At 41.6% G+C, this 21,161-nt stretch carries 21 protein-coding genes; 5 read left to right on the forward strand and 16 right to left on the reverse strand.

Annotated elements, in window-relative coordinates:
* Positions 1-235 precede the first annotated feature (235 nt).
* The 3 genes from H509_RS0120675 to H509_RS0120685 all read right to left on the reverse strand — a co-directional run bounded on the left by H509_RS0120675 (position 236) and on the right by H509_RS0120685 (position 3,728).
* A complete protein-coding gene (locus tag H509_RS0120675; RefSeq protein WP_028546761.1) occupies positions 236-1,789 on the reverse strand; it encodes a HAMP domain-containing sensor histidine kinase in 1,554 nt (517 codons plus the stop codon).
* Positions 1,770-2,459 (reverse strand): response regulator transcription factor, encoded by a 690-nt coding sequence (locus tag H509_RS0120680; protein ID WP_028546762.1) that lies wholly within the window; start codon positions 2,457-2,459, stop codon positions 1,770-1,772. Before H509_RS0120680 ends, H509_RS0120675 begins: the two co-directional genes overlap by 20 nt.
* Before the next feature lie 351 nt (positions 2,460-2,810).
* The gene (locus tag H509_RS0120685; protein ID WP_036698269.1) at positions 2,811-3,728 is read right to left on the reverse strand and encodes an SDR family oxidoreductase; all 918 of its coding nucleotides are present in this window, start codon (positions 3,726-3,728) and stop codon (positions 2,811-2,813) included.
* A 166-nt stretch (positions 3,729-3,894) separates the two neighbouring features.
* On the opposite strand from H509_RS0120685, the gene H509_RS0120690 reads away from it, so the two are divergent.
* On the forward strand, positions 3,895-4,530 hold the full coding sequence (locus H509_RS0120690; RefSeq protein WP_028546764.1) for a TetR/AcrR family transcriptional regulator: 636 nt from the start codon (positions 3,895-3,897) through the stop codon (positions 4,528-4,530).
* Positions 4,531-4,708: 178 nt separating this feature from the next.
* Here H509_RS0120690 and H509_RS0120695 read toward each other — a convergent pair whose 3' ends face one another.
* Entirely contained in the window at positions 4,709-5,224 is a 516-nt protein-coding gene (locus H509_RS0120695) for an NAD(+) diphosphatase (RefSeq protein WP_028546765.1), read from the reverse strand.
* A 356-nt stretch (positions 5,225-5,580) separates the two neighbouring features.
* Here H509_RS0120695 and H509_RS26930 point away from each other — a divergent pair, with 356 nt between their 5' ends.
* A complete protein-coding gene (locus tag H509_RS26930; RefSeq protein WP_211234364.1) occupies positions 5,581-6,543 on the forward strand; it encodes a hypothetical protein in 963 nt (320 codons plus the stop codon).
* A gap of 92 nt (positions 6,544-6,635) precedes the next feature.
* On the opposite strand, the gene H509_RS0120705 is transcribed toward H509_RS26930, so the two are convergent.
* Entirely contained in the window at positions 6,636-7,226 is a 591-nt protein-coding gene (locus H509_RS0120705; protein WP_028546766.1) for a TetR/AcrR family transcriptional regulator, read from the reverse strand.
* 124 nt (positions 7,227-7,350) lie between these two features.
* On the opposite strand from H509_RS0120705, the gene H509_RS26195 reads away from it, so the two are divergent.
* Entirely contained in the window at positions 7,351-8,547 is a 1,197-nt protein-coding gene (locus H509_RS26195) for an MFS transporter (RefSeq protein ID WP_051287494.1), read from the forward strand.
* Between the two features lie 201 nt (positions 8,548-8,748).
* On the opposite strand, the gene H509_RS0120715 is transcribed toward H509_RS26195, so the two are convergent.
* The 3 genes from H509_RS0120715 to H509_RS28655 form a co-directional block, all read right to left on the reverse strand.
* Positions 8,749-9,171: a periplasmic substrate-binding domain-containing protein gene (locus H509_RS0120715; protein WP_157277861.1), complete on the reverse strand. Its 423-nt coding sequence runs from the start codon at positions 9,169-9,171 to the stop codon at positions 8,749-8,751.
* 78 nt (positions 9,172-9,249) lie between these two features.
* The gene (locus H509_RS27835; protein ID WP_157277863.1) at positions 9,250-9,390 is read right to left on the reverse strand and encodes a hypothetical protein; all 141 of its coding nucleotides are present in this window, start codon (positions 9,388-9,390) and stop codon (positions 9,250-9,252) included.
* A gap of 486 nt (positions 9,391-9,876) precedes the next feature.
* Complete coding sequence (locus tag H509_RS28655) at positions 9,877-9,999, reverse strand: hypothetical protein (protein WP_281169761.1); 123 nt, start codon at positions 9,997-9,999, stop codon at positions 9,877-9,879.
* 1,577 nt (positions 10,000-11,576) lie between these two features.
* On the opposite strand from H509_RS28655, the gene H509_RS0120725 reads away from it, so the two are divergent.
* Entirely contained in the window at positions 11,577-12,158 is a 582-nt protein-coding gene (locus tag H509_RS0120725) for a hypothetical protein (protein WP_028546768.1), read from the forward strand.
* Between the two features lie 852 nt (positions 12,159-13,010).
* Here the strand turns inward: H509_RS0120725 and H509_RS0120735 are convergent.
* From H509_RS0120735 to H509_RS0120745, 3 genes are all read right to left on the reverse strand, one after another.
* Positions 13,011-14,237 (reverse strand): MFS transporter, encoded by a 1,227-nt coding sequence (locus H509_RS0120735; protein ID WP_028546769.1) that lies wholly within the window; start codon positions 14,235-14,237, stop codon positions 13,011-13,013.
* Between the two features lie 9 nt (positions 14,238-14,246).
* A complete protein-coding gene (locus tag H509_RS0120740; RefSeq protein WP_028546770.1) occupies positions 14,247-16,058 on the reverse strand; it encodes an ABC transporter ATP-binding protein in 1,812 nt (603 codons plus the stop codon).
* Positions 16,059-16,161: 103 nt separating this feature from the next.
* On the reverse strand, positions 16,162-16,716 hold the full coding sequence (locus H509_RS0120745; protein ID WP_028546771.1) for a MarR family winged helix-turn-helix transcriptional regulator: 555 nt from the start codon (positions 16,714-16,716) through the stop codon (positions 16,162-16,164).
* A 534-nt stretch (positions 16,717-17,250) separates the two neighbouring features.
* Between H509_RS0120745 and H509_RS0120755 the strand changes: the two genes are divergently transcribed.
* Positions 17,251-18,413, forward strand: a protein-coding gene (locus H509_RS0120755; RefSeq protein WP_157277865.1) for an IS3 family transposase whose coding sequence is annotated in 2 segments (ribosomal slippage) — positions 17,251-17,527 and positions 17,527-18,413 — 1,164 coding nt in all. Because the reading frame shifts where the segments join, the coding sequence is not laid out codon by codon here.
* 96 nt (positions 18,414-18,509) lie between these two features.
* On the opposite strand, the gene H509_RS0120760 is transcribed toward H509_RS0120755, so the two are convergent.
* From H509_RS0120760 to H509_RS0120775, 5 genes are all read right to left on the reverse strand, one after another.
* On the reverse strand, positions 18,510-19,238 hold the full coding sequence (locus H509_RS0120760) for an alpha/beta hydrolase (protein WP_245596211.1): 729 nt from the start codon (positions 19,236-19,238) through the stop codon (positions 18,510-18,512).
* Positions 19,239-19,314: 76 nt separating this feature from the next.
* A complete protein-coding gene (locus tag H509_RS0120765; protein WP_028546775.1) occupies positions 19,315-19,494 on the reverse strand; it encodes a hypothetical protein in 180 nt (59 codons plus the stop codon).
* Between the two features lie 42 nt (positions 19,495-19,536).
* The gene (locus H509_RS0120770; RefSeq protein ID WP_157277867.1) at positions 19,537-19,869 is read right to left on the reverse strand and encodes a hypothetical protein; all 333 of its coding nucleotides are present in this window, start codon (positions 19,867-19,869) and stop codon (positions 19,537-19,539) included.
* Between the two features lie 296 nt (positions 19,870-20,165).
* Positions 20,166-20,288 carry a hypothetical protein gene (locus tag H509_RS28660; RefSeq protein WP_281169762.1) on the reverse strand — a complete coding sequence of 41 codons (123 nt, stop codon included), beginning with the start codon at positions 20,286-20,288 and terminating at the stop codon, positions 20,166-20,168.
* Positions 20,289-20,323: 35 nt separating this feature from the next.
* Positions 20,324-21,133 carry a GNAT family N-acetyltransferase gene (locus tag H509_RS0120775; protein ID WP_028546777.1) on the reverse strand — a complete coding sequence of 270 codons (810 nt, stop codon included), beginning with the start codon at positions 21,131-21,133 and terminating at the stop codon, positions 20,324-20,326.
* Positions 21,134-21,161 lie beyond the last annotated feature (28 nt).

The raw sequence follows: 21,161 nt of genomic DNA on the forward strand, positions 1-21,161 counted from the left end.
ATTAAAACCACCTTTCTAACTTTGTTAGCATTTAAGAAATCCACTATATACGTCAATTAAATGGGAGTTATCAAGATATTAAGCTCGCTTCTATTTACATTTAGACAATCATTAGTACCACCTCCGACACGATATTGAATATTGAAACGGTTCGAACAATTTCAGAATAATAGGATCATGTGGCAGCAATGTGGCAGAATCCGAATCGATTTCATTTATTTCAAGTGAATTTATCTTAAACACAGTTTGATTGTGATCTGCTGTTTCTGTTCTCTGAACCTTTAGAAAAAAGCAGCTGAAAAGTTGTTCCTTGGGAAGAGCTTGCTAGCAAAATCAGTGTCCCGCCCATCGCAGTCGCTAACATCCGGCTTATTGTAAGCCCAAGCCCTAATCCATGCACCGCATGCTTCTTGTTATGTCCCCGGTAATAGCTCTCAAAAATATGGAGCTGTTCGTCTACAGGAATACCTGAACCGTTATCACTAAACTGGACTTCATAATGGGTGCTTGAATACTCCGATAACGAAATGGTGATAATACCGTTGCTGCTGATCACTTGACGGCTGTTATGTAGAAGATTGACGATAATTTGTTGAATCCGGCCGATATCCCCATACACCATCTGTATGCGATCAGGAATATCAATCTGTATGACGAAGCTGTCGTCCTGATAGATCAGACTCCATTGATGGACAATATCACTCAACAGCTTGCCTAGATCGACAGCTTGTAAATGAATCCTTATGTTGCCGGAGACAAAAGAATTAAAATCAAGCAAATCTGATACCAGTTGCTCTAGCCGCTTCGTTTCATTAAGCGAAATATCCAGAAATTCGTCCGCTTCGTTAGAGGCAACAACTTGATCTCTAACGGCACGCGTAAGTCCCCTGATCGATGTAATCGGTGTTCGCAGTTCGTGAGTCACTCCCGCAATCAATTCTGCTCGCAACTGCTCCAATTGCTCCAGTCTTGCTGCCATTACGTTGAAGTACACAAGAAGATCGTAAATCTCCTGCTCTTTCACATGCTCCTGCAATAGCAACCGGTAGTCTCCTGCCTCGATTCGTTTGAACGCCTGCACTACCTCATGAATCGGCTTCGTTAATTTCCGCAGCAATAAATAAATAATCAGCCAACCAAGCAAACCCGATAAAAGCAGCAGCAAGATGATCAGTCCATACTGTTGGCTGATATCGGTCAGCTCCTTCTTGGCATAAGATATGGCAATTGTCCCTATCACGGAATGCTGAACACGAACTGGTACAATAATCTGATAATAATAGTCGGCATCATTCACGACTATCCGATCTTCAAGCGGCGGCGGAACTGGAAATGCCGGGTCAAATCGTGAACCTTCATTGGTCTTTGCGTCTGGCCGATATGCAGCAGGAACTTGCTTACCAAGGTTATAGGGGTGTGGAGCATGTTTTGCTCCTTTTAAGGAAGGTTGATTCTCTCTAGTGGGGGCGCTTTTATAGAACAAAATATCGCCTGCTTGGTTAAATAGGGTTAATCCGAACTGAGCGGGAAGTTTATGACGCCTTTGATTATGATCAATCCATTCATAGAACCGGTCTGGCACAACAATGTTGCCAGTATCAGTGGTTACATAGTGTGCTGCTTCCTGAGAAAAGAGCTGTACATGATGTAATCGTCGTGTCAAGGCCTCATGTTTGAGCCATGAGATGGAACAAATTCCAATAAGAAGCAAGCCAATACTTAATGTGATCACATAACGTACAGTCCAATATCGAAGCAAAGTGCTTCGATTAGTCGTTATTGTTGGCATAGAACTGATACCCCGTTCCCCGCAAAGTCCGAATTTCGGCTTCTCCAGGCGGCAAATGAACAAGCACTTGGCGCAGACGTTTGATGGCATGGTCCACAGCGCGGTCACTTCCATCGTAATCCATTCCCCACACACGTTCGATCAACTGCTCACGGTGAAAGATTTGATTGGGATGTTCCGCAAGGAAGAGCAGCAAAGCCAAGTCTTTGGGGGTCATTACCAAGCTGGCCCCGTTCAAGTAAACCGTGCGAGTCTTGAAATCGATTCTAAGACTTCCATAATGTTTCTGATGCTCTGTAATTATAGTCTGAGGCGGCCTACGTAATACGGCCTGGACTCTGGCTACAACCTCTTCAGGTTCAAATGGTTTCGTAACGTAATCATCAGCGCCATTATTTAGTCCCAGCAGGCGGTCCCTAATATCTCCTTTAGCCGTGAGCATGATGACGGGACAAGCGTTTCTGCATCGTATCTCGTGCAAAATCTGCCATCCGTCCATCCCTGGCAGGATGACATCAAGTAAAATAAGTGCGGGCTGGATCGATTCCAACTGCTCAAGTGCTTCATTGCCCTGCGCAAAGACCACGCAGTTATAACCAGCCTTCTGGATATAGGCTGACATAACTCGTGAAATAGCCATCTCGTCTTCAATAATCATAATGGTTTTCATCATTAAAACTCCTTATAAAAGAGATGCTGAAGCAATACTTGATCCTAGCTTGATCCCATCATAGCATTCACATTTTATTCCACATAGAGTTGAATTTTTGGGCGATGTATGGTCATCAAACACCTTCAAGCTCGTTAAGTCATCCTCCCGATTACTAGCATGTAGTAACGCAAAAAGGCATTACCAAAAGGATGTACCAAGTGGTGCACCCATTGATAATGCCTATTGAATCATATCTCGCCTCAAACAAGTAAAGTGCGAATATTTCTACTTCACACGTCTGAGATGGCGCTCGTAATGCTGGCAGAGAATGACTATAAAGCAATCGATTCCCCCTCAGTGTTGCAGAACTTAGCTATGATGAGCCCGAGCCGCTTCAATATCCACCAAATGCCCAATGCCACGCTGCTCCATCGTACGAAATTGCAACCGTTCCGTAGCTTCATTTATAGTCGCAACACCGGGATCCATCCCAACAACGGTGCGTAATGGTCTTTCTCCAGCCGGAGTTTGAATCAGCTCTGACACTGCATCTGCGACCAATTGAGGATTGGTTGGCAAGTTGGGATCACGTGTGATCTGTTCAAACTCTTGTATGATCTGTTGAAATATCGGAATCATAAATTCATAGGCTTCTGCTCGGTCTTGCTCCTGAGGAAGCTGGTTATTGTGACCAAATTGTGTAGCAAATGCTCCAGGTTCGATAATGACGGAGTCTATTCCTAGATTAGACAGCTCATAACGCAGCGACTCTGCCATCGTTTCAACAGCAGACTTTGTTGAGCAATATAACCCGAAAAATGGGGAAATACATCGGGCTCCGATGGATGAAATCTGAACTAACAAGCCTGATTTTTGCGCACGCATGAAGGGTAATACAGACTTACTCACTCGAAATGAACCAAGCAGATTCGTATTAAGCATATTTTCATATTGATCGATCGTAAACGCTTCAGAGGCACCAAAAGCGCCAATTCCAGCATTGTTCACAGCAACATCTATACGCCCCTCTATGGATATTATTTTATTCACGACTTGCTCTACTTGTACAGATGAAGTTACATCCATTTCTAGCACATGGATCTTCAAATGGGATTGCTCGACCAAACGTTTATATTCGTCTGCTTTCTCTGCATTTTTCCCATTAATGTCTCGCATCGTTGCATATACGGTGTGTCCTGCCTGTGCCACAGTTGTTACAATTAGTTGTCCGAAGCCACTGCTTACTCCTGTAACTAACACGATTTTATTTGGACTAGTTGTCTGCATCATTAACACTCCTCAATTTACTTTTGGATATCATTGCAGACATCATAGCACGCCATCTATACAAAATATACTTTTTTTATTATTTTAGTTTAATTAGTTTACTTTGTTTATTCATTTTCGATTGTAGGTTATAATTAGGATACAAAGATATAAAGGTGATGTTACGATGACAGCAGCGAACAAACGAGAGAAATATTTATATAAGATAATGCCTTACATGCGGAAGAATGGGCTAAGCATATTAAAGATGGATGATATCGCAAAATATATGGATATTAGTAAAGCGACTTTATATAAACATTTTCAATCCAAAGAGGAAATTGTGGAATGTATCGTCAATCTGTATGCAAACTACATCCGTGGTCAAGAAGTGTTTGCCGATAAAAATACCTCTTTTGTGCAGCAATTTCAGAATATATCCGAGCAATCGTTAATGCTTGCTGCCTATGTATCCGATATTTTTCTACAAGATCTTCTCACCTTATTCCCGGCGCTGCATGAGAAGATTATGTTTGCACAGAAAGAACGCAATCAACAACTGAACCAATTTTTTGTTGCGGGTATACAGGAGGGAATCTTTAACCCTGTAAATTCGGACATTTTTATGATGCAAGATGAACTCGTTTTACGACGTTTGTTAGATCCCTCGTTTTCAATTCAATACGATATCACAATGAAACGAGCTATTCTTGATTTTTATAAAATGAAAGCTTACCAGATGATCAGCCCCAAACATCTATCGGCGCTTGACGAGAACGCAATGGAGACTATAGTTTCGACATTAATTCAAAAGCTGAATTGATTGATCTATTCATGACATCACATTTACGTGATAACAATTAAATCAAATCCTCCTAATCGTACGAAAGATAGCTTTCAATTAGGCTCATCCATACAAAAACACCTTTAAGTTCCACGATTATGAATCCATAGTCGCTGTTTCAACTTAAAGGTGTTTTAAGGTGTTCCTTGTTTTGAGCTCAGCTATTCATCAGCCCAACGTGATCCGATTCAGTCTGCTCAAGAATCGTCAATAAAAAAGACTCCGCCATGCTTCCTTTCATAATCACCCTTCTGGCCTCGTCAAAAGTAAACCACTCTGCATGATCAACCTCTGCATTAATTTGCATTTGTGTCTCGTCAAGTGCCACAGTAACGAAGTTTAGCATCAACGTATTAGAACGTTCGAAATAAAGACTGCGCATGTACTTGTATGTCTCCACATTCAGCCCTACCTCTTCCTTCACCTCACGGATCAGCGTCTCTTCTGCTGATTCCCCGCGATTAACATAACCAGCCAACAGGATATAATCCTCCATGTTGTGTTGTCTGATCAGCAGCACCTTTGTGTGATCGCTGTTCAGCACAGCTGTACTAATTGCGGTACTAAAAATCGGAAAGCGAAACATTTCACAAGTATGACAATACGGGATCAGTCCCTCGCCTTCACATTCCTTGGAAGCTAATTCAGTTCCACAAGCATAACAATGCTTCATCTCTTATCCACCTGCATTTCTTTGAAATCAATCGTCCATTTCATTATACTATCTCATGTCTATTCCCCACTTGATAGCCGATGCCGCGTAAAGTACGGTCAAACTCGATCCATGCTTTTTTTCACATATTGTTCACAAAATAAGTTCAAGTACAAGTAAAATATGGCGATATTTTTCTAGACATTCTTTTTCAAGAAAAGTAATATTTGAACATACACACATAGAAAGGAATGTTCATCTTGTTAAGACATAAAAGCCTAATGTTAACAGTTTTTCTAATTACAGTACTATCTTTTATTCAAATTGGAGGAACGGTGAGTGCAAGTCCCATTTACTCCGATAATCAAGTTCCAACGATGACTAGTAATACGTCCCCTTCTGGCATTGCTAGTGCAAGTTCAGAATATGATCATTTGTCCAGAGCTTGGACAGGTTTTGATTCTCAAATTGGAAATTCGCATTATTGGACCTCCAATACGAACAAAGGATGGCTAGCATACGAGTTTAATACACCTAAGGTAATTGCAAAGTATACAATTTCCCCCATCGGTCTTAACGGTTATGTAAATCGTCTTCCTAAAAATTGGACATTTGAAGGAAGCAATGACGATGTTAACTGGAGTATTTTGGACCAGCAAACTAACGTTACTACTTGGTTAGACGGCACAAAAAAAGAGTTCACTCTATCCAATACGAAGTCGTTCTTGAAATACAGAATAAACATCTCTACTAATAATGGCGGTACTCTACTATCAATTGGTGAGTTAGAAATGATGGTAGATAAAAACGCTGTACAAGCGCCTACTTTAACTGCCGTAGATGTAAATCGTGAAATTGTACTAAACTGGAACTCTATACCTAATGCAATTAGCTATACTGTTAAAAAATCGACAACGACAGGTGGACCTTACACAACTGTTGCTGACAATGTGTACGGCACATCTTTCACGGATAAAGCCGTCCAAATTAATACAGCTTATTATTACGTTGTTAGTGCCAAAACGGTTGATGGTGAAAGTGGATATTCAAACGAGGCAACTGCAACACCTAAAGGAAACGTGACCCCTCCCCAAGTTGAAGGAGAACGGGCGATCCTTGTCATTACATTAAACACAGGATTAGAAAAGGAATTTGACCTTTCTATGGCTGAAGTTACTGCTTTCATTGACTGGTATGAAACCAAAGCACTTGGAACCGGACCAGCAACCTTTGCAATCAACAAACATAATAACAACAAAGGGCCATTTGCAGCACGCAAAGCATTTATCGTATTTGATAAGGTATTGTCCTTCGAAGTTGATGGCTATAATGTGAAATAATTAAATCATTCAAAAGGCGGGAGCATAGCTTTCGTCTTTTTGCTTTTACAGCCATCCATGCTAGGAAAAAGAAGCCTTGCATGGATGGCTGTTTATTCACTCGTATTATCTTTTAAAACTATATTCTCAACAATTTGCTTCACTGCTCTCTTCTTCTCAACTAGGTTCATATCATCCCAAGCAAAGATACCCTGATCTAACATAAAGTTGACCGCAGTTAGTAAGAACTGGGCGGTTTCTTGCGGATGTTTCACTTTAAAAGCTCCCGCTTTAGTTCCCTCCGCCAATATACGTGACAAATACGGTGTCATTTCATTTATTTTCTGAACGAGAAATTTCTGGTGGATCCAAGCATTATTTTCATGATGAAGAAAATCCCCTACTTTCTGGTGGATTGGCTTCGGAAACAAAATGGCGTTAACCTTTTCAAAGGGTGACAGGTTTGCATCCTGATCAATCGCTTTAATGGTCGTCTCATGCTCAACCAAGGAACGATTAATAAGCGCAACCATAATCTCTTCTTTAGTTTTGAAATAGTAATAAAACGTGCCTTGCGCTACACCTACTTTTTTGACGATATCGCTTACTGCTGTATGTTCAAACCCCTTGCTCGCAAACAATTCTAAAGCGGCATCCATAATTTCCGCTTTTCGTTCCTCAGGGTTTTTCGTAATTCTCGCCATTTCGATCCTTCTTTCCGCTGTTTTCATCATTCCCATTTCATATTAATAGTTGACTGACTCAAAGTCAATCATGTAACATGTATCATATCGACTGATAGTCAGTCATATTTAAAGGAGGATTATGATGAAATTACGTGTCATTTTGTATGTAATTGGATTCAGCGCTTTTACAGCTTCATTGGGACAAAATTTGTACAATCCATTGCTCCTGCAAGTACAAGCAGAGCTACATACTACGAGCTATTTGGTTAGTCTATCCGTATCTTTGTTTACGTTAGCTTTAGCCGTTATGCAGATTGTGTTTGGGCCTCTAGCAGATAAAAAGGGCCGGAAAGCTGTTCTTATTCCCGCTATTGTGCTGTATACTGTCTCATCTATCGGCTGTGCCTACGCTCCAACTATTGGATATTTACTCATTTTCCGTGTGCTGCAAGGGATCGGTGCAGCAGCAGTTCCTGTAGTAGCGGCTGCAATAATCGGTGATTTATTTCGGGGGAAACAGCTGTCACAAGGCATGGCTACATATCAATTATTGCTTATGCTCGCGCCTGCAATTGGCCCATTAGTGGGGGGAGTAATCGGAGAAAAATATGGATATAGTGCAACCTTTCTATTTCTGGGGGCAATCAGTCTACTTTTGTTAATCGCCAACTTTATTTTGTTACCAGAAACAAAACCACCATTTACGCATCTAAAACAAAGTAATAGGAAGTATTTTGCCTTGATTTTTAAGCATCCGGTTAGTCGGGTAATACTCCTATTCGGCTTCTTCCAATTCATGGTTTATTTTATTTATTTGACCTTTGTGCCGCAAATATTAATTAATACTTACTTATTTCAACCTGCCAAGACGGGTGTCATACTACTTATGATGTCTTGTTCCACCATTATTAGCATCAAGCTTGGTGGGTCTATGTTAAATCGAATCGGAGCAAGAAAAAGTCTGATCTATGGATTTGCCTTACACGCCCTATCCGTTATATTATTTGCTTTTACAGCCCAGCTCTCGCTTGTTTTTCTTATTTTGAATGTTTGCTTGTTCGGTTTTTTTATGGGATTAACAGGCTCAATCCCTACTACTTTGCTTACGGAGCTGTTTCCTGAAGAGCGTGCGACCGCAATTGGCGTGTACAATTTCATACGGTATTTGGGAATGGCATCAGGTCCGATGATAGGTGCTCTATTGTACACAGGTAAAAGCATTGTGCCACTTTTTCTGACGTGTGGATTCGCCTTTGGGGCAGCCATCTTATGGGGAGTGCGACTTATGACTAAATCATCAACGACGATTGAAAACGGAGTGTTAGACGCAAACCAGTAACTTCATCCCGTATCGTCATCCAGCTTGCCAGCACCCCATTCGTTTCCGCTATCTTTGTGCGCCCTTAACAGAGCGTAAAAAATAGATAGACCACCATATTCACCCTACGGTGGAAATGGTGGTCTACCTTTCATTAGCGCACGTTACCTTCGTTCATCAAGCGTGATTACTAGGCTGAAACTCACGATCTATCTCGTCTACTTATTGACTAACAGTCGCCTTTTGTACGCGTAGCGAATTAAATCCATTTTCAATGCCACCAAACGTATAATCCGCTACTTTATCTGTTCGATACAAAATCAACTCTTTAGCGTTAGTAAGCGGAACAACAATGACGTTGTCATTTAAATAATTTAAAATAAAGTCATAACCTGAAGTAATCTTAGCTTCATCACGTGTATGTAATACTTCCGTTATGCGCTTCTTCATATCAGCGGCCTCTGGCAATTTAGACATAGATGCTGTATGTGCGGTCTGATCTAACATCGGGCCGACAAAATGATGAGGGTCCTCCGGTGATCCTTTTGCATTCCAAATTGTAATATCATATTTGCCCTCCACACAGTCCGTCCACCATGTCATCACGTCTGGCGTTTTGCATGCACGTTTTGCGGTAATGAACATAGTTGGTTTGACCAAATATTAACTTGTAACCTTTGGTTAACTTATTGCGACTGATGGCCAGCTCCCTGGACAATTGTGTCAGTGTCGGTGGGCTTCGGCCTCCATCCGTTTGTCATGGCCAAGTCGGATTGGACGAATTTCATAATCATCCAACAGCACAGATGCCATTCCTTCTTGTCTAGGCAGCTCTATCGCTAGAAGGAGCGATATCAGTTCCATGACCTTACCTTCATAATAAAGAATTTTTGATTTTTCCGGGAAGCGGCAATGGCAATTATAGATACGATTAAAAATGTCGAGCATGTCCGCACTGGCTTGCACCCCCAAAAATAGCGTTGACGCGTGGCGCTATCAAGTCTGTCGATGGCCTGTTCCCAAAGCACACTACCACTGCTTCCAAATAGAAGAGACATCTGCTCTGAATCCGCTGTAAGCGATACACTTTGATACCGTTGGCCCGCATAGTGTCGTGTACAGCCTCGCATGTCGCAGGATTTAGATAACGATAAACTACTGCTTTTGATATATGTCACATTCTCTCCCTGCTCCTGTAGCTCTAGTTCCCTATCTATACAATAGGAAATTCCAAAATAATCTTGTTTCATCTCATATTCGAATATGACTCATCTTGAAAGGTAACATCATATAACATAAGCGTTGCACTATTCAGTACACGGTAAACTTCAACTCCCCCTGTACCCTATTTTACAGCATTTCATAATGTACAGTACGGCTAGGGCCATATTCTTCTATGCAGCGATGTATGGCCATTCGTCTTATCGTCGCTTCAAACCGTTCAGGGCTATCAACAAAAAAATGATGTTTCATATTCCCACGCCTTTCTATCGTTAATAAACGCCGTGATAACAATGATAATTATTATCAATAATATTATAACTAAAATATGGCCATATGGAAATAAAAAACATTCAATTCATTTATGCTGTATGAAACACAAAAACACTTCAGCTTCTGACTGCAACGGTCTATCAGCATGTAAGTAAATATCAAAAGCCCCTGCGGCATATAAGCTGCAGAAGCCCGATCGTAAAACCACTCTAGTTTAAAAGCTCACTTTCATTTTACATCGGTAATCCGTATACTTAACAGGAGAAGCTAGCTGACGATTTGATAATCCTTATATAATTTAATTAGTATAACCAAATCAAATATTCGTAAAAATCAGTAATTCCCATTGTGTGTCTGATCTAAGAACAAGCCAAAGCAAGACTTTTAATGTTCATTATGAGCTAAACGCTACCACAATACCTAATTCAATCTCATAATTCCTTCTCCTTGCATGTGATAGTATTCCCTTTATTACTTAGATCAATTTATAAGCCAGTGTCGGTATCAAGTTACTATTAAAGCTGGAAGCAAAGTTTCTAGTGAAGATAGTTCTAAACGCAGTAAGTTCAGATGGTTTGATTTAAGGAGAGCAAAAATAGTTCCGATTGCATAATCCAGTGACCTAGCAGTTTACCGCCGCAATGCTTGCCAGTCGTCTGAATGAATCGCTGTTTCCCCTAGGCAAACCACGTCTTTTGAAGGGCTTGATAATCTTGAATCATACTTCCACCCTCAAACCATAAATGATTAATTTCACACTATTTCCCCCCTGGAAAAGTCGCTTCTCTTAATAACATTGCTGTTTTAATAAGTTGATGCAATCGTGTAGGTAGGTTTGATATAACTCATGCTCATTCGATGGTATGGGGTTGGACATCACGAATGGTGTATCTTTGACAAATTTTTGATAGATGCGCACCCTGATGATCTGCAGCGACTATATGTATTTGGCTGCGAATCTCACGCCGTGTGGAACACATCCATGAAGACCTTTTCAGATTCTCTTGCTGCTCTTTACTCAGGGCTCTAGCGGTCGAGGGGAAATTTCATATCCAGATCCTTACTTCTGGTAAAGTCACAGATAAGTGCTAACTGTGATCGCCCGACTGCCAACGTCCAGATAATCTCCTCATTGGATTTAGGTAAGTGCAGTTTTTTGCTCTGGAAATGTTCTAACATTGCGGAGGCTCTAGTTGGATATCTCACTGTACTGAATCCCAATGGGAGCCATAAGAGACGCTCGGAAGATTGATCTATATTATGATGGACATCTATGATGCTGATACAATCCTAAACTAATTAATGGAGGATGTTCTTGTATCTCCATTCCAGGTTATAGTGCTAAATAGGGCTTTTTCGCCCATTCTAACTTACATATCTTAATTTAACTGTACCATGTTCAATAAATACTCCTTCTAACAAAACTCTTTTTGTGTCGAATGTTACATATTATTAGGTATATTGAATCATTTTACTGTTATATCTTTATTTACCAATATATCTATGTTAATATTCATATTGTAATTAAAATAACAGTATTGAGAGGTGGATTTGGTTTGAAAAAATCGTTGTTATCCTTGCTGTCATTGTTCTTACTTTTCGCAGTTATTTCACCTAGTGCGTTTGCTCAAAATGAAGAAAAAACAGTTTCTTCTGAAAGTATCATTTCTATCGTAGAGCCGTACGTCAATGTTACAAATGAAGGTAAGATCCAGTTCAAAAATGTTCCTTCTGAGATCTATGAAAAATACAACTTAGGAAAACTACAAAAGCATTTTGATGCACTCAATACATTGGTGCAAAAGGATGATATTGTTATCAACACAGATTTGTCCATAGACAATAATGCACTTTCTACATCTGCAGTTTATGGTCAATGGACGTATTATTGGTGGGGATATGATCGCAACTTTAATTACCAACAAACTTTGCAAGCCATCGACTACTATAATACTGTAGCTGCTGGAGGGGCAATTATTACAGGTGCCACTGCATGGCTGCCTCCAGTATCTGGATTCACGGGCGCTACATCTGGATACTTTTACTTAGTTGCTACACGGTTTAATGCCAATAATAAAGGAAATGGAGTTTACGCAGCAGTAACATGGTTGGCGATATTTGATATCGAACCACTATGAGTTTGATATCAAACTTCTAGAAGAATGGAAGAAGCAAGGAGGAACATCATGACTACACTGTCAACAGTACTAGCAATACTTATTATTTTGATTTCTATTGCATATCCAATTTTTTATTGGAAAAAAAAGAAGAACAACACACATCTACAAGTAGGATATAAAGTCACTTTTGTCATCATTTTTCTTTTACTAGCCATTGTTGTGTTTAATTTACTTATCTGACAAAAGACTAAGGAAGGATTTTTCCTTCCTTAGTCTTTCTTATATCAAAATAAATGATTCGTTTTAATTTTAACTTGATATAAAATTATGAAATATTTTATTCTTGTTAACTAATAATATATTAAGTGAGGGCATTGTTAGCCCTAGATGCCAACATAGGTGAATTAGAAGCGGAGTCATCAATGAGGGGGAAACACTACGCCCGTTCACCATACGTAACATATACTATTTTACAGATATCTTCAATACAAAAATTCCCCTTGATTAAGGTTATATGAAAATCAAAACATAATTCGTCTCATGATCATAAAATGGAAATACGAATATCTTTGTAGAAACATACAGACATGTTTGTTGATTTTCTTGCAATTTTATATAATCTATTTTGATTTTCTATTTCTTAGTATATTTATGAAACAAATAAGGTTCACACGTAATCCGGGTGAAATGAGTTGGAGTTTTTGACATACGAACTCTCATCAATGTGTTAGGACATATACAATAAAATGCATTTGATTTCACGAATGAAAATATCCCCTTGGAACGAGGTTACACTCCTTGGGGACGTTAATATTTATCCAGTCTCTATTAAAATATCCAGATCATATATGTTTCCTATTTATTGAAAGCTTACACCTCTACATGCACCACCGGTCGTTCGATCTCCTCAGCGACCTCTCGATTGATAAAAATGGCAGCTAGCAAACCAACGCACAGAATGCATGCAAGTAGAATAAATGTAATCAAATAGCTGCCGCTCTTCATGAAATAAAGCGATATGATCGGACCAAAGCTTGTGCCCGTAAACAAAATAAACGTATAAACGGATACAGCTATCCCCCGCATCTTCCCTCCGAGTTGACCAACGAGCGATACGAGCGAAGGCACAGCAATGGCAATGCCTGACACAAAGACGATGCTCAAGATGACAAGCAGGGGCAAATTCGAAATCATACCCATAGTTGCCAATCCAATGATGGCTAACAGCAGCCCTAGACGCAGCGTGACACGTATGCCAAAATGCTTGGACAGGGTTCCGGCAAACGGAGAAACGAGCATCCCTATTATGCCAATGGTTCGAACATACAGGATGTCTTGTTTGCTCAGTTCAAATGGAGCTTGACTTAAATAACTGCCCAACACCGTATACATGCTTACAAAAGACATAAGCAGAACAAAGGCTACTAAATAACACAGTACCAGTTGTTTCTGAATAAAAACGCTGCCGATTTGCTTCATTGGTTCCCATATATTAGCATGAGCTTGATGAACGCCTCCCTTTGGCAGGAAGAAGAACACTAAGACGGCAGTTAATACGTATACAACTGCAAGTATATAAAAGACTGCGTTCCATCCATACTGCTCGCTAACCACGCTGCTGAACACTTGCCCTACTATCCCTGCTACCAAAAATCCTGTACTAATAAACCCGATCGTCGTAACCCGTTTTTCCGCAGGATACATTTCAACTGCATAGGCAAGAGCAACTGGAGAAAACGTGGCAGCGGCTGCCCCTTGCAGTCCTCTTAAAACGAGAATCCATGCAAACTGATCCACAAATCCTAGGAGGAGCGAGATTATAGTTAGAACAAGCAGTCCCACAAAGATGACGGTTTTCCGTCCGTATTTATCGGACAACGCCCCGTAGATCAAGCAGCCGAGCGCAAAGCCGATCGAAAAGGTGCTGCCCGCAGCCGCAGCCTGTGTTGGCGAAATACTGAAAAGCTGTGCGAACACAGAAATAAGTGGAATCGTGACATATAAGCTGGACATGACAGCAAGGCCAGACCAGCATAGAATAACGGTCATCAGCGAATAATTTCGGTTTGCAGTTGATACATTTGTATAGTTATTCATGTTTCACCTCTATTTTAATATCGTTTCAAAAGTGGACTTGATCGGAAATTGCATTTCGTAAAGTGCTTTGTATCTTCCTTTTTGCTGGAGCAGTGTTTCATGATTTCCAAGCTCCATAATCTGTCCGTGCTCCAGTACAACGATTTGATCCGCGCTCTGGATCGTCGAGAGTCGATGGGCAATTACCAGACAGGTACGCCCAGGCAGAAGCAAGGACAACGCACGCTGAATATGTTGTTCCGATTCCGTATCGAGAGCTGCCGTAGCTTCATCCAGGATGAGAATGCGTGGATTCGTCAGGAAGGCTCTAGCAATGGACAGCCTTTGCTTTTGACCACCTGAAAGCTTGACCCCTCTTTCCCCGATTGAAGTATCATATCCTTCTGGAAATGCAGTAATAAATTCATGAGCATTTGCAGCCACCGCAGCTGCTGTAATTTCTTCAGCTGTTGCTTCTGGCTTGCCGTATGCAATATTGTCACGAATTGTGCCATTAAGCAGGATAACTTCCTGCGACACAATACCCATCTGCTGTCGAAGTGATTTCACCGTCACTTCTGTTAAGGGATGGCCATCAATATAAATGTCGCCTCGCTGGACGTCATACAATCGGGCAATTAGATAGGCAATCGTTGATTTGCCAGAGCCTGATGAGCCAACCAGAGCTGTCGTTTGATTACGTCGCAGCCGCAAGTGGAATTTCTGTAAAATGGGTCTGCCCTCCTCATAAGCAAACTCCACATCATCAAACACGATTTCTCCCTTGACAGGAGGAAGAGCAATGGCACCTTCCTTATCACAAACCTCTGGAACAACTGCCAGCACTTCTTGAATTCGTTCAAATGCCGCAGCGGATTGTTGTAATTTAGTAATCAATCTGCTGAAAGAACGAATGGGGGCTTGCAGCAGGCGCAAATAGGCCAGATAAGCTATAATCTCACCTACAGTCATGCGATTGTGCATAATCTGCCACGCTCCAAACAGAAGCACAATGGTCATGCCTACATGGTTCAGCCAATCTATAATTGGCGCAAAGATCGCAGACAGCCGGGACGCCGATACGGTTGCTGCCCGATGCTGTTCACTCCATTTCGTAAACGCCTTGGCCTCGTTATCTTCACTAGCAAAAGACTTAATCATCCGAATGCCAGACAACGTATCCTGAAGCGAGTTGTTTAATTCCGCCGATATGCGACGAACCGCCCGATAAGCACTTTTAATCCTCAGACTGAAAAATCGGGATGTGATAAATAAAAAAGGCAGCGTAATCAGGGTCAGAAGCGCCAGTTCCCAGTCTGTATAAAACAAGTAGCCAACGATCGCAACAAAAGTAATCATGTCTGCAAGGATGGAAAGGCTGTCGGCTGAAACTAGCTCTTGCAGTTGATTCACATCACCTGTTAATCTTGTCATCAGGTCCCCTGTGCGATTGCGATCAAAAAACGTTAGATCCAAACTTAAGGTGTGTTTATACAGCTTGTTCCGCAGCTGAAAGATAACTTTTTGACTAACAAGTGTCATCACATAACTGCTGCCGAAGTTAAAAGCCCCTAGCAGCAGTCCCGCGAACAGAATAAGCCCTCCTGTTTCCAACAGTGCATAATACCTTCGATCGGGTATGATCTGATCAATAATGTGTTTGGTCAGCTGAGGAATCGTAAATTCAAGCACGGAGATGGCGATAACAAAGGCAGCACCGAGTACAAGCAAGCCCCATTGCGCCCGAGTGTGCAACAACATCTCCTTTACCATCGTGCGCAGCGTAATCAAGTGATGCGCCCGCGTCTGCTGCTGATTCGTAGAACGTTGTGTTTGTTTCATGTTGATCACGTACCTTCATTTCAAAATAAACCTAAGTAGCTGTTCGATTCCAACTGGATGGATTTCCATGTAATTAGATTATCTAACTATATGAATAAAAAAATTATCTGCCTGCCCCTAGTCGATTTTCGATATTTTTGTTTAGTTTGACTAGAACGTTTCGGAACACCTCCTGCTCCTCTTTATTTAATTCTTCTACAAGAGATGCGCAGGTTGACCAGAATGTAGGCAGTACTTGTTGTAATAACATACTGCCCTCAGGGCTAATCCGAACGTGGGTCATACGACCGTCCTTGGCGTACGGCTCGCGGATAATCCAATTTCTTTTCTCCAACCAAATCAGCAATGACGTAACAGAGGAACGGCGAATACCAAGTCGATCTGCAATCGATGATGGTGTAACTAGCTCCTGACCGTCGTGGAGAGACAATAATAACAGTAAATCCAGTTTACTTTCGGTAATGTCAAAGGAGGACAAGTCATGATCGACCAGATCCAAGACGTTATCTCCCAGCCATAACATAATCAGTCCCAAATGGGCTGCGTACTGATTGGTCTCCGATGCGGCAGTACGTTCCATTAGCTTCAAATAGGGAGCGGTCCCTAGTCTAGGAAGCTGTTGCTCTGTTGTATATTCTTTAGCAGGCTTACGCTGCACTTGCACACCTCCTCACCCATATAGTTAGATTATCTAATTACATACAATATAGCTTACATCTTATATTTTGGCAAGTCGCACTTTGCAGCAAGGAGTTCCATCGCAGTCTACAAGCTAGTTGTTCGCCTCCCACCTATATTAGGTGCTTTCATGCTCAGCATCAAACTTAACAGTCCTTCGGCTTCTAAAAAGCATTAGCTTTATTATAATTTTGGGAATTTTCACCTCCCTCATTCGTATACACCTGGATAAAAAAGAATAATGAGTATTGCCACCCCAACAGTAAGCTTAAAGCATGATTCGATTCTATTGTTCGGAATGAAGTTCAAAGCGTTTCAACATCTGTTTATCCTTATAAAGCACAAGTTGTAGTAGGAATCCCGACAGATGATCTGCTTGAATCAACGAATAAGTTATATCGGTTGAGGATAGACAAAAGAGACTGCTAAATGGTATTATCCCCTCACGGTAGACAACGAAAAAAAGACATCTGGTAAGATGGACTTAAACGTTGGCTACCGGAGGGGATTTTTCGTGGGAAAAACAGGCCGTACGAACAACCGTTACTCGGAGGAATTAAAACTGGAAGCGGTCAGGCTGGTGACAGAGGCGAATATGGCTTACCGGGAGGTGGCCAAGCGACTCGGGATTCGGAATAAGTCTCAGGTGGAAGTGTGGGTAAAACGGCATCGGGAAGGGCAGCCATTTAAATCCGAAGTGCTCCGAAAAGGGCGACCGAAGAACAAGTTCGCCAGCATGGAAGAAGAAATGGCATATTTAAGAGCGGAGATTGAGTACTTAAAAAAGCGGTATCCAAATCTACACGGGGAGTGACCAGCAAAGCGATTCGATGTGAAGTCATTGAGGAAATGAGAGCGAAGTATCCACTAAAGTGGGTACTGGAACTTGCCCAAGTATCACGGTCCGGCTATTACAAGTGGCGAAAAAAGGTATACGAGCCTAGCCCTCGTGTACTCCAAGAACAACTGCTGGAGGGGCATATCATGGCGATTCATCGACTACACCCGTACTATGGTTACTTGCGGATGAGGGTGGCCTTGAAACGTGAAGGGCTGAACGTCAATCACAAGCGCGTTTACCGCTTGATGAAGAAACTCGGCATCCGCTCAGTGATCCGAAAGAAGCGGCGCTTCTTCGGCAAACAGGTATCCGTCGTTTATCCCAATCGGCTGGAACGCCAGTTCCATGCAGAGGCGCCGCTGCGAAAGCTCGTAACCGATATTACGTACATTCGGGTTGGAGATCAGTTCATATACCTCTCTGCCATTCAGGATCTGTACAATAACGAGATTGTTGCCTGGCAGCTGTCCGAGCGAAACGACCTCGCCCTCGTCACGAGAACAGTCGATATGCTCAGCGAAAAAACCGATCTTACCGGAGTTCTTCTGCATTCTGATCAAGGTTTCCAGTACACCTTCAAGCCGTTTAATCGCAAACTGACGAAGCTTGGGATCCTTGGCAGCCACTCCAGACGAGGAAATTGCTTTGATAACGCTTGTATTGAATCATTCTTTTCGCATCTCAAGACAGAAAAGATTTATCTTGTCCGCCCACAAAGCATGTCCGACCTGGGACAGGCCATCCAAGAATATGTTTCGTTTTATAACAACGAACGCTTTCAAAAGAAACTAAACGACCGTTCGCCGGTAGAATACCGAGAAACGGTCGCAGCATGACGAATGTCTTTTTATAAGTGTCTACTTGACGGGGGTATGACCAAAATACAGTCTCTTTTCCCTTATATGGTAACTGTTAAATAGTTGCGACACAACTTACTCTCCGTTAAACAGCCACTGCATCGCCCAAGGCACGTAACGTACCCCACGCTCAAAGGAATGAAATTCACTTTCATAAATATCTTGGCGAGCCGTGTGCTCGGAGAAGCCATGCTGTAACAAGTGCTCATATACCGTTTTTGTGTTTGGCACCATCCATTGCTGACCGTTCGTTCGCCCGCTTCCTTCGGCGTGTCCGACATTCATATATAGACGTTGGCCGGTATTACGTATCGGATGCTGCTGCACCCACTCCACAATGCCAGGGAACCAGAAGGAACCAGAGAAGCTGCCAATTCGGCCAAACACGTCCGGATACAGTATTCCTGTGTAAAGGGAAATGAGCCCCCCAAGGGAAAAACCCATTATCCCCGTATACTTCTGTTCGGGCCTTGTCCGATACTTACGGTCAATATAGGGCTTTAATTGTTCTACAATATAAGCAGCATACGCAGCTGCATTTCCGCCGAAATTCCGTGTCGGATCAAATACATTCTTTGACACAAAAGGCGTATACTCATTATTACGATCGAATGATGCTATACCAACAAAAATAATACCTGGCAGCTCCTGTCTAGCTGTCAACTGTCTAACAGCTTGCAGAGAGCCACTTTCCTGCGGATTAATCAAATCCCCACTATCCTGTACGTAGACGACAGGGTAACGCTGTTCATCCTCTTCATATCCCTCTGGTACATAAATGAACAACTCTCGATCATGTAACATATCTTTTATGCACATTGGCTGCACAGCGAATCCCCCACTTCCTCAAGTTATACTATATAAGTTAAGAATTACTTAATTACGATGTCAGGAATCGGATTAGCTGTTTTGTCGTATGCTCGATTGCAAGTGGCCCTTGTGTACTCATCGATACATCTAATGGAACGACATGATTCCCTTTTGCCGCCTGCAAAGATTTCCACACCTTGCTCTTGTTCAGTTCGGTCATATGGGCATCAAAATCTGCTGCATGGTCCACGATAAAAATATAATCTGGATTCAGAAGTGTTATCCCTCAAGCTTAGAGCCACTTGGCATCATCATACCCAGACCATTCGTTTGATCGTATCTTCTTTGGCTGCGAGCTAATGACAACATCCCTACTAAACTCACTGTCCGTCACCAACAGATCAAGAAGTAATCCTTTCCCTCCATGTATGAGCTGCATACTGCGCACTGTGTAAGTAATATGCTGCACCTGTACTTGCGCACTACCTCGTACAGCATACATAAATACACTAGTCGGCAGCGGATATGTATATGACTCCTTTTGCGGCCGCAGCGTGTAATGCCGTACATCCATCACTTTCACGGATGCATGACTCGACAGCTGGATCAGATCGTTAAGGTTCATCATTGCATCCTCTCTTTCTGAGCACACCATGACCAGTTGTAACAACTTACGACTAGTACGCTTCTCCTTATTATAGGTGATAACAATTCTCAGCTTCAATCCTAAATTTGATCGGATCGGCTTACTACTTTTTTATCCTAAAAGTAAAAGAAGCTGACCATTCTACCGTGTTACGATAGAATGACAACTTCTGTTCGAGGATCTATAAAAAATGGCTGTTACTTTTTCGTACCCAGACGGTCCTGAATTATCGCTGCTACCTCTTGCACCTGCGAAATACTCAGCGCATTTATCATTTAATTAATCAAATCCTGCTTCACCTTTGGAGTGGGGGTCAGCCCCAACTGCTGATGTATAGCTTGACCGCCCCGGTTGACAGCATCATAAGGAGCGACCTTGAAAGTTAACTCATTGTTCAAGCGTTTACCACTTCAACAAATGGTCTGACCTAATTTTATATTTCCATATGAAACGCATACACCGGATAGTTTTCAATTTTTTCAAAACCAAGTCTTAAAGCTAACTTGTGAGAAGGTACATTCTCATGTGTGGTCTCCCATAAAGGATACATTTGTTGTTCGAGCAAATGTGCAATTAACTGGATTGCAGCAACAGTTGCATAACCTTTACCCCGCTCTTCTTTGGCAAATGTATCAACATCTATAAAATATTCATGTCCAACGATAAAACCATTATTTTTGCAAACCGTGATAAGCTGATTATCTTTCTTTACTTCTACTCCTATGCACTTCTTCGCTTTAAACTCATCTCTCACATATGGAAATCCATAAAATGATTGAGGCAGTATATCGAAATGAACAAGGTCAATTTTTAATGGCTCTTCTACCACTTTCACATGCCGCTTAACTTGAGCAAATTTATTTAGATTTAGTGCATATACGGATTCATAATGTTTATGTACTTTCAAAAAAGGGACTTCCTTGTCAAAAAAGCAATTCCAGGCTTCATCATCCGAAGTATAAATTTCAAACCAATTCTCGTTACGCTGCTTACAATCGGGCATCACAATATGCTGTAAAAAACGGCTCATATCTGTTTTGCTAATCTCTGTAGAAAGATTTCCTTCCAAGTACATCCATCTACCAGTAGCCCACACAATGGCGATCTGAGGTGCTTGGTCGTCATCTACAAATACTCGACCTGGATAGTCGCCATAAATAACCGATAACGCTGGGATATAACTCTTTTTGCCCCTAAAAAAAGATTCAACTATTTGAAATTGACCAGTCTGCAATTCTAGCATCTTACGTTCCCCTATTCGTTTTGGATTT

It is taken from the genome of Paenibacillus taiwanensis DSM 18679 (assembly GCF_000425125.1).
GTDB classification, from domain to species: Bacteria; Bacillota; Bacilli; order Paenibacillales; family Paenibacillaceae; genus Paenibacillus_B; species Paenibacillus_B taiwanensis.

What these genes read in the sequence shown, in the direction of transcription:
- H509_RS0120675 (WP_028546761.1), bottom strand. Translation starts at nt 1,789, where the DNA reads ATGCCAACAATAACGACTAATCGAAGCACTTTGCTTCGATATTGGACT.
- H509_RS0120680 (WP_028546762.1), bottom strand. Translation starts at nt 2,459, where the DNA reads ATGAAAACCATTATGATTATTGAAGACGAGATGGCTATTTCACGAGTT.
- H509_RS0120685 (WP_036698269.1), bottom strand. Translation starts at nt 3,728, where the DNA reads ATGCAGACAACTAGTCCAAATAAAATCGTGTTAGTTACAGGAGTAAGC.
- H509_RS0120690 (WP_028546764.1), top strand. Translation starts at nt 3,895, where the DNA reads ATGACAGCAGCGAACAAACGAGAGAAATATTTATATAAGATAATGCCT.
- H509_RS0120695 (WP_028546765.1), bottom strand. Translation starts at nt 5,224, where the DNA reads ATGAAGCATTGTTATGCTTGTGGAACTGAATTAGCTTCCAAGGAATGT.
- H509_RS26930 (WP_211234364.1), top strand. Translation starts at nt 5,581, where the DNA reads ATGACTAGTAATACGTCCCCTTCTGGCATTGCTAGTGCAAGTTCAGAA.
- H509_RS0120705 (WP_028546766.1), bottom strand. Translation starts at nt 7,226, where the DNA reads ATGGCGAGAATTACGAAAAACCCTGAGGAACGAAAAGCGGAAATTATG.
- H509_RS26195 (WP_051287494.1), top strand. Translation starts at nt 7,351, where the DNA reads ATGAAATTACGTGTCATTTTGTATGTAATTGGATTCAGCGCTTTTACA.
- H509_RS0120715 (WP_157277861.1), bottom strand. Translation starts at nt 9,171, where the DNA reads ATGTTCATTACCGCAAAACGTGCATGCAAAACGCCAGACGTGATGACA.
- H509_RS27835 (WP_157277863.1), bottom strand. Translation starts at nt 9,390, where the DNA reads ATGGAACTGATATCGCTCCTTCTAGCGATAGAGCTGCCTAGACAAGAA.
- H509_RS28655 (WP_281169761.1), bottom strand. Translation starts at nt 9,999, where the DNA reads ATGAAACATCATTTTTTTGTTGATAGCCCTGAACGGTTTGAAGCGACG.
- H509_RS0120735 (WP_028546769.1), bottom strand. Translation starts at nt 14,237, where the DNA reads ATGAATAACTATACAAATGTATCAACTGCAAACCGAAATTATTCGCTG.
- H509_RS0120740 (WP_028546770.1), bottom strand. Translation starts at nt 16,058, where the DNA reads ATGAAACAAACACAACGTTCTACGAATCAGCAGCAGACGCGGGCGCAT.
- H509_RS0120760 (WP_245596211.1), bottom strand. Translation starts at nt 19,238, where the DNA reads ATGTTACATGATCGAGAGTTGTTCATTTATGTACCAGAGGGATATGAA.
- H509_RS0120770 (WP_157277867.1), bottom strand. Translation starts at nt 19,869, where the DNA reads ATGAACCTTAACGATCTGATCCAGCTGTCGAGTCATGCATCCGTGAAA.
- H509_RS0120775 (WP_028546777.1), bottom strand. Translation starts at nt 21,133, where the DNA reads ATGCTAGAATTGCAGACTGGTCAATTTCAAATAGTTGAATCTTTTTTT.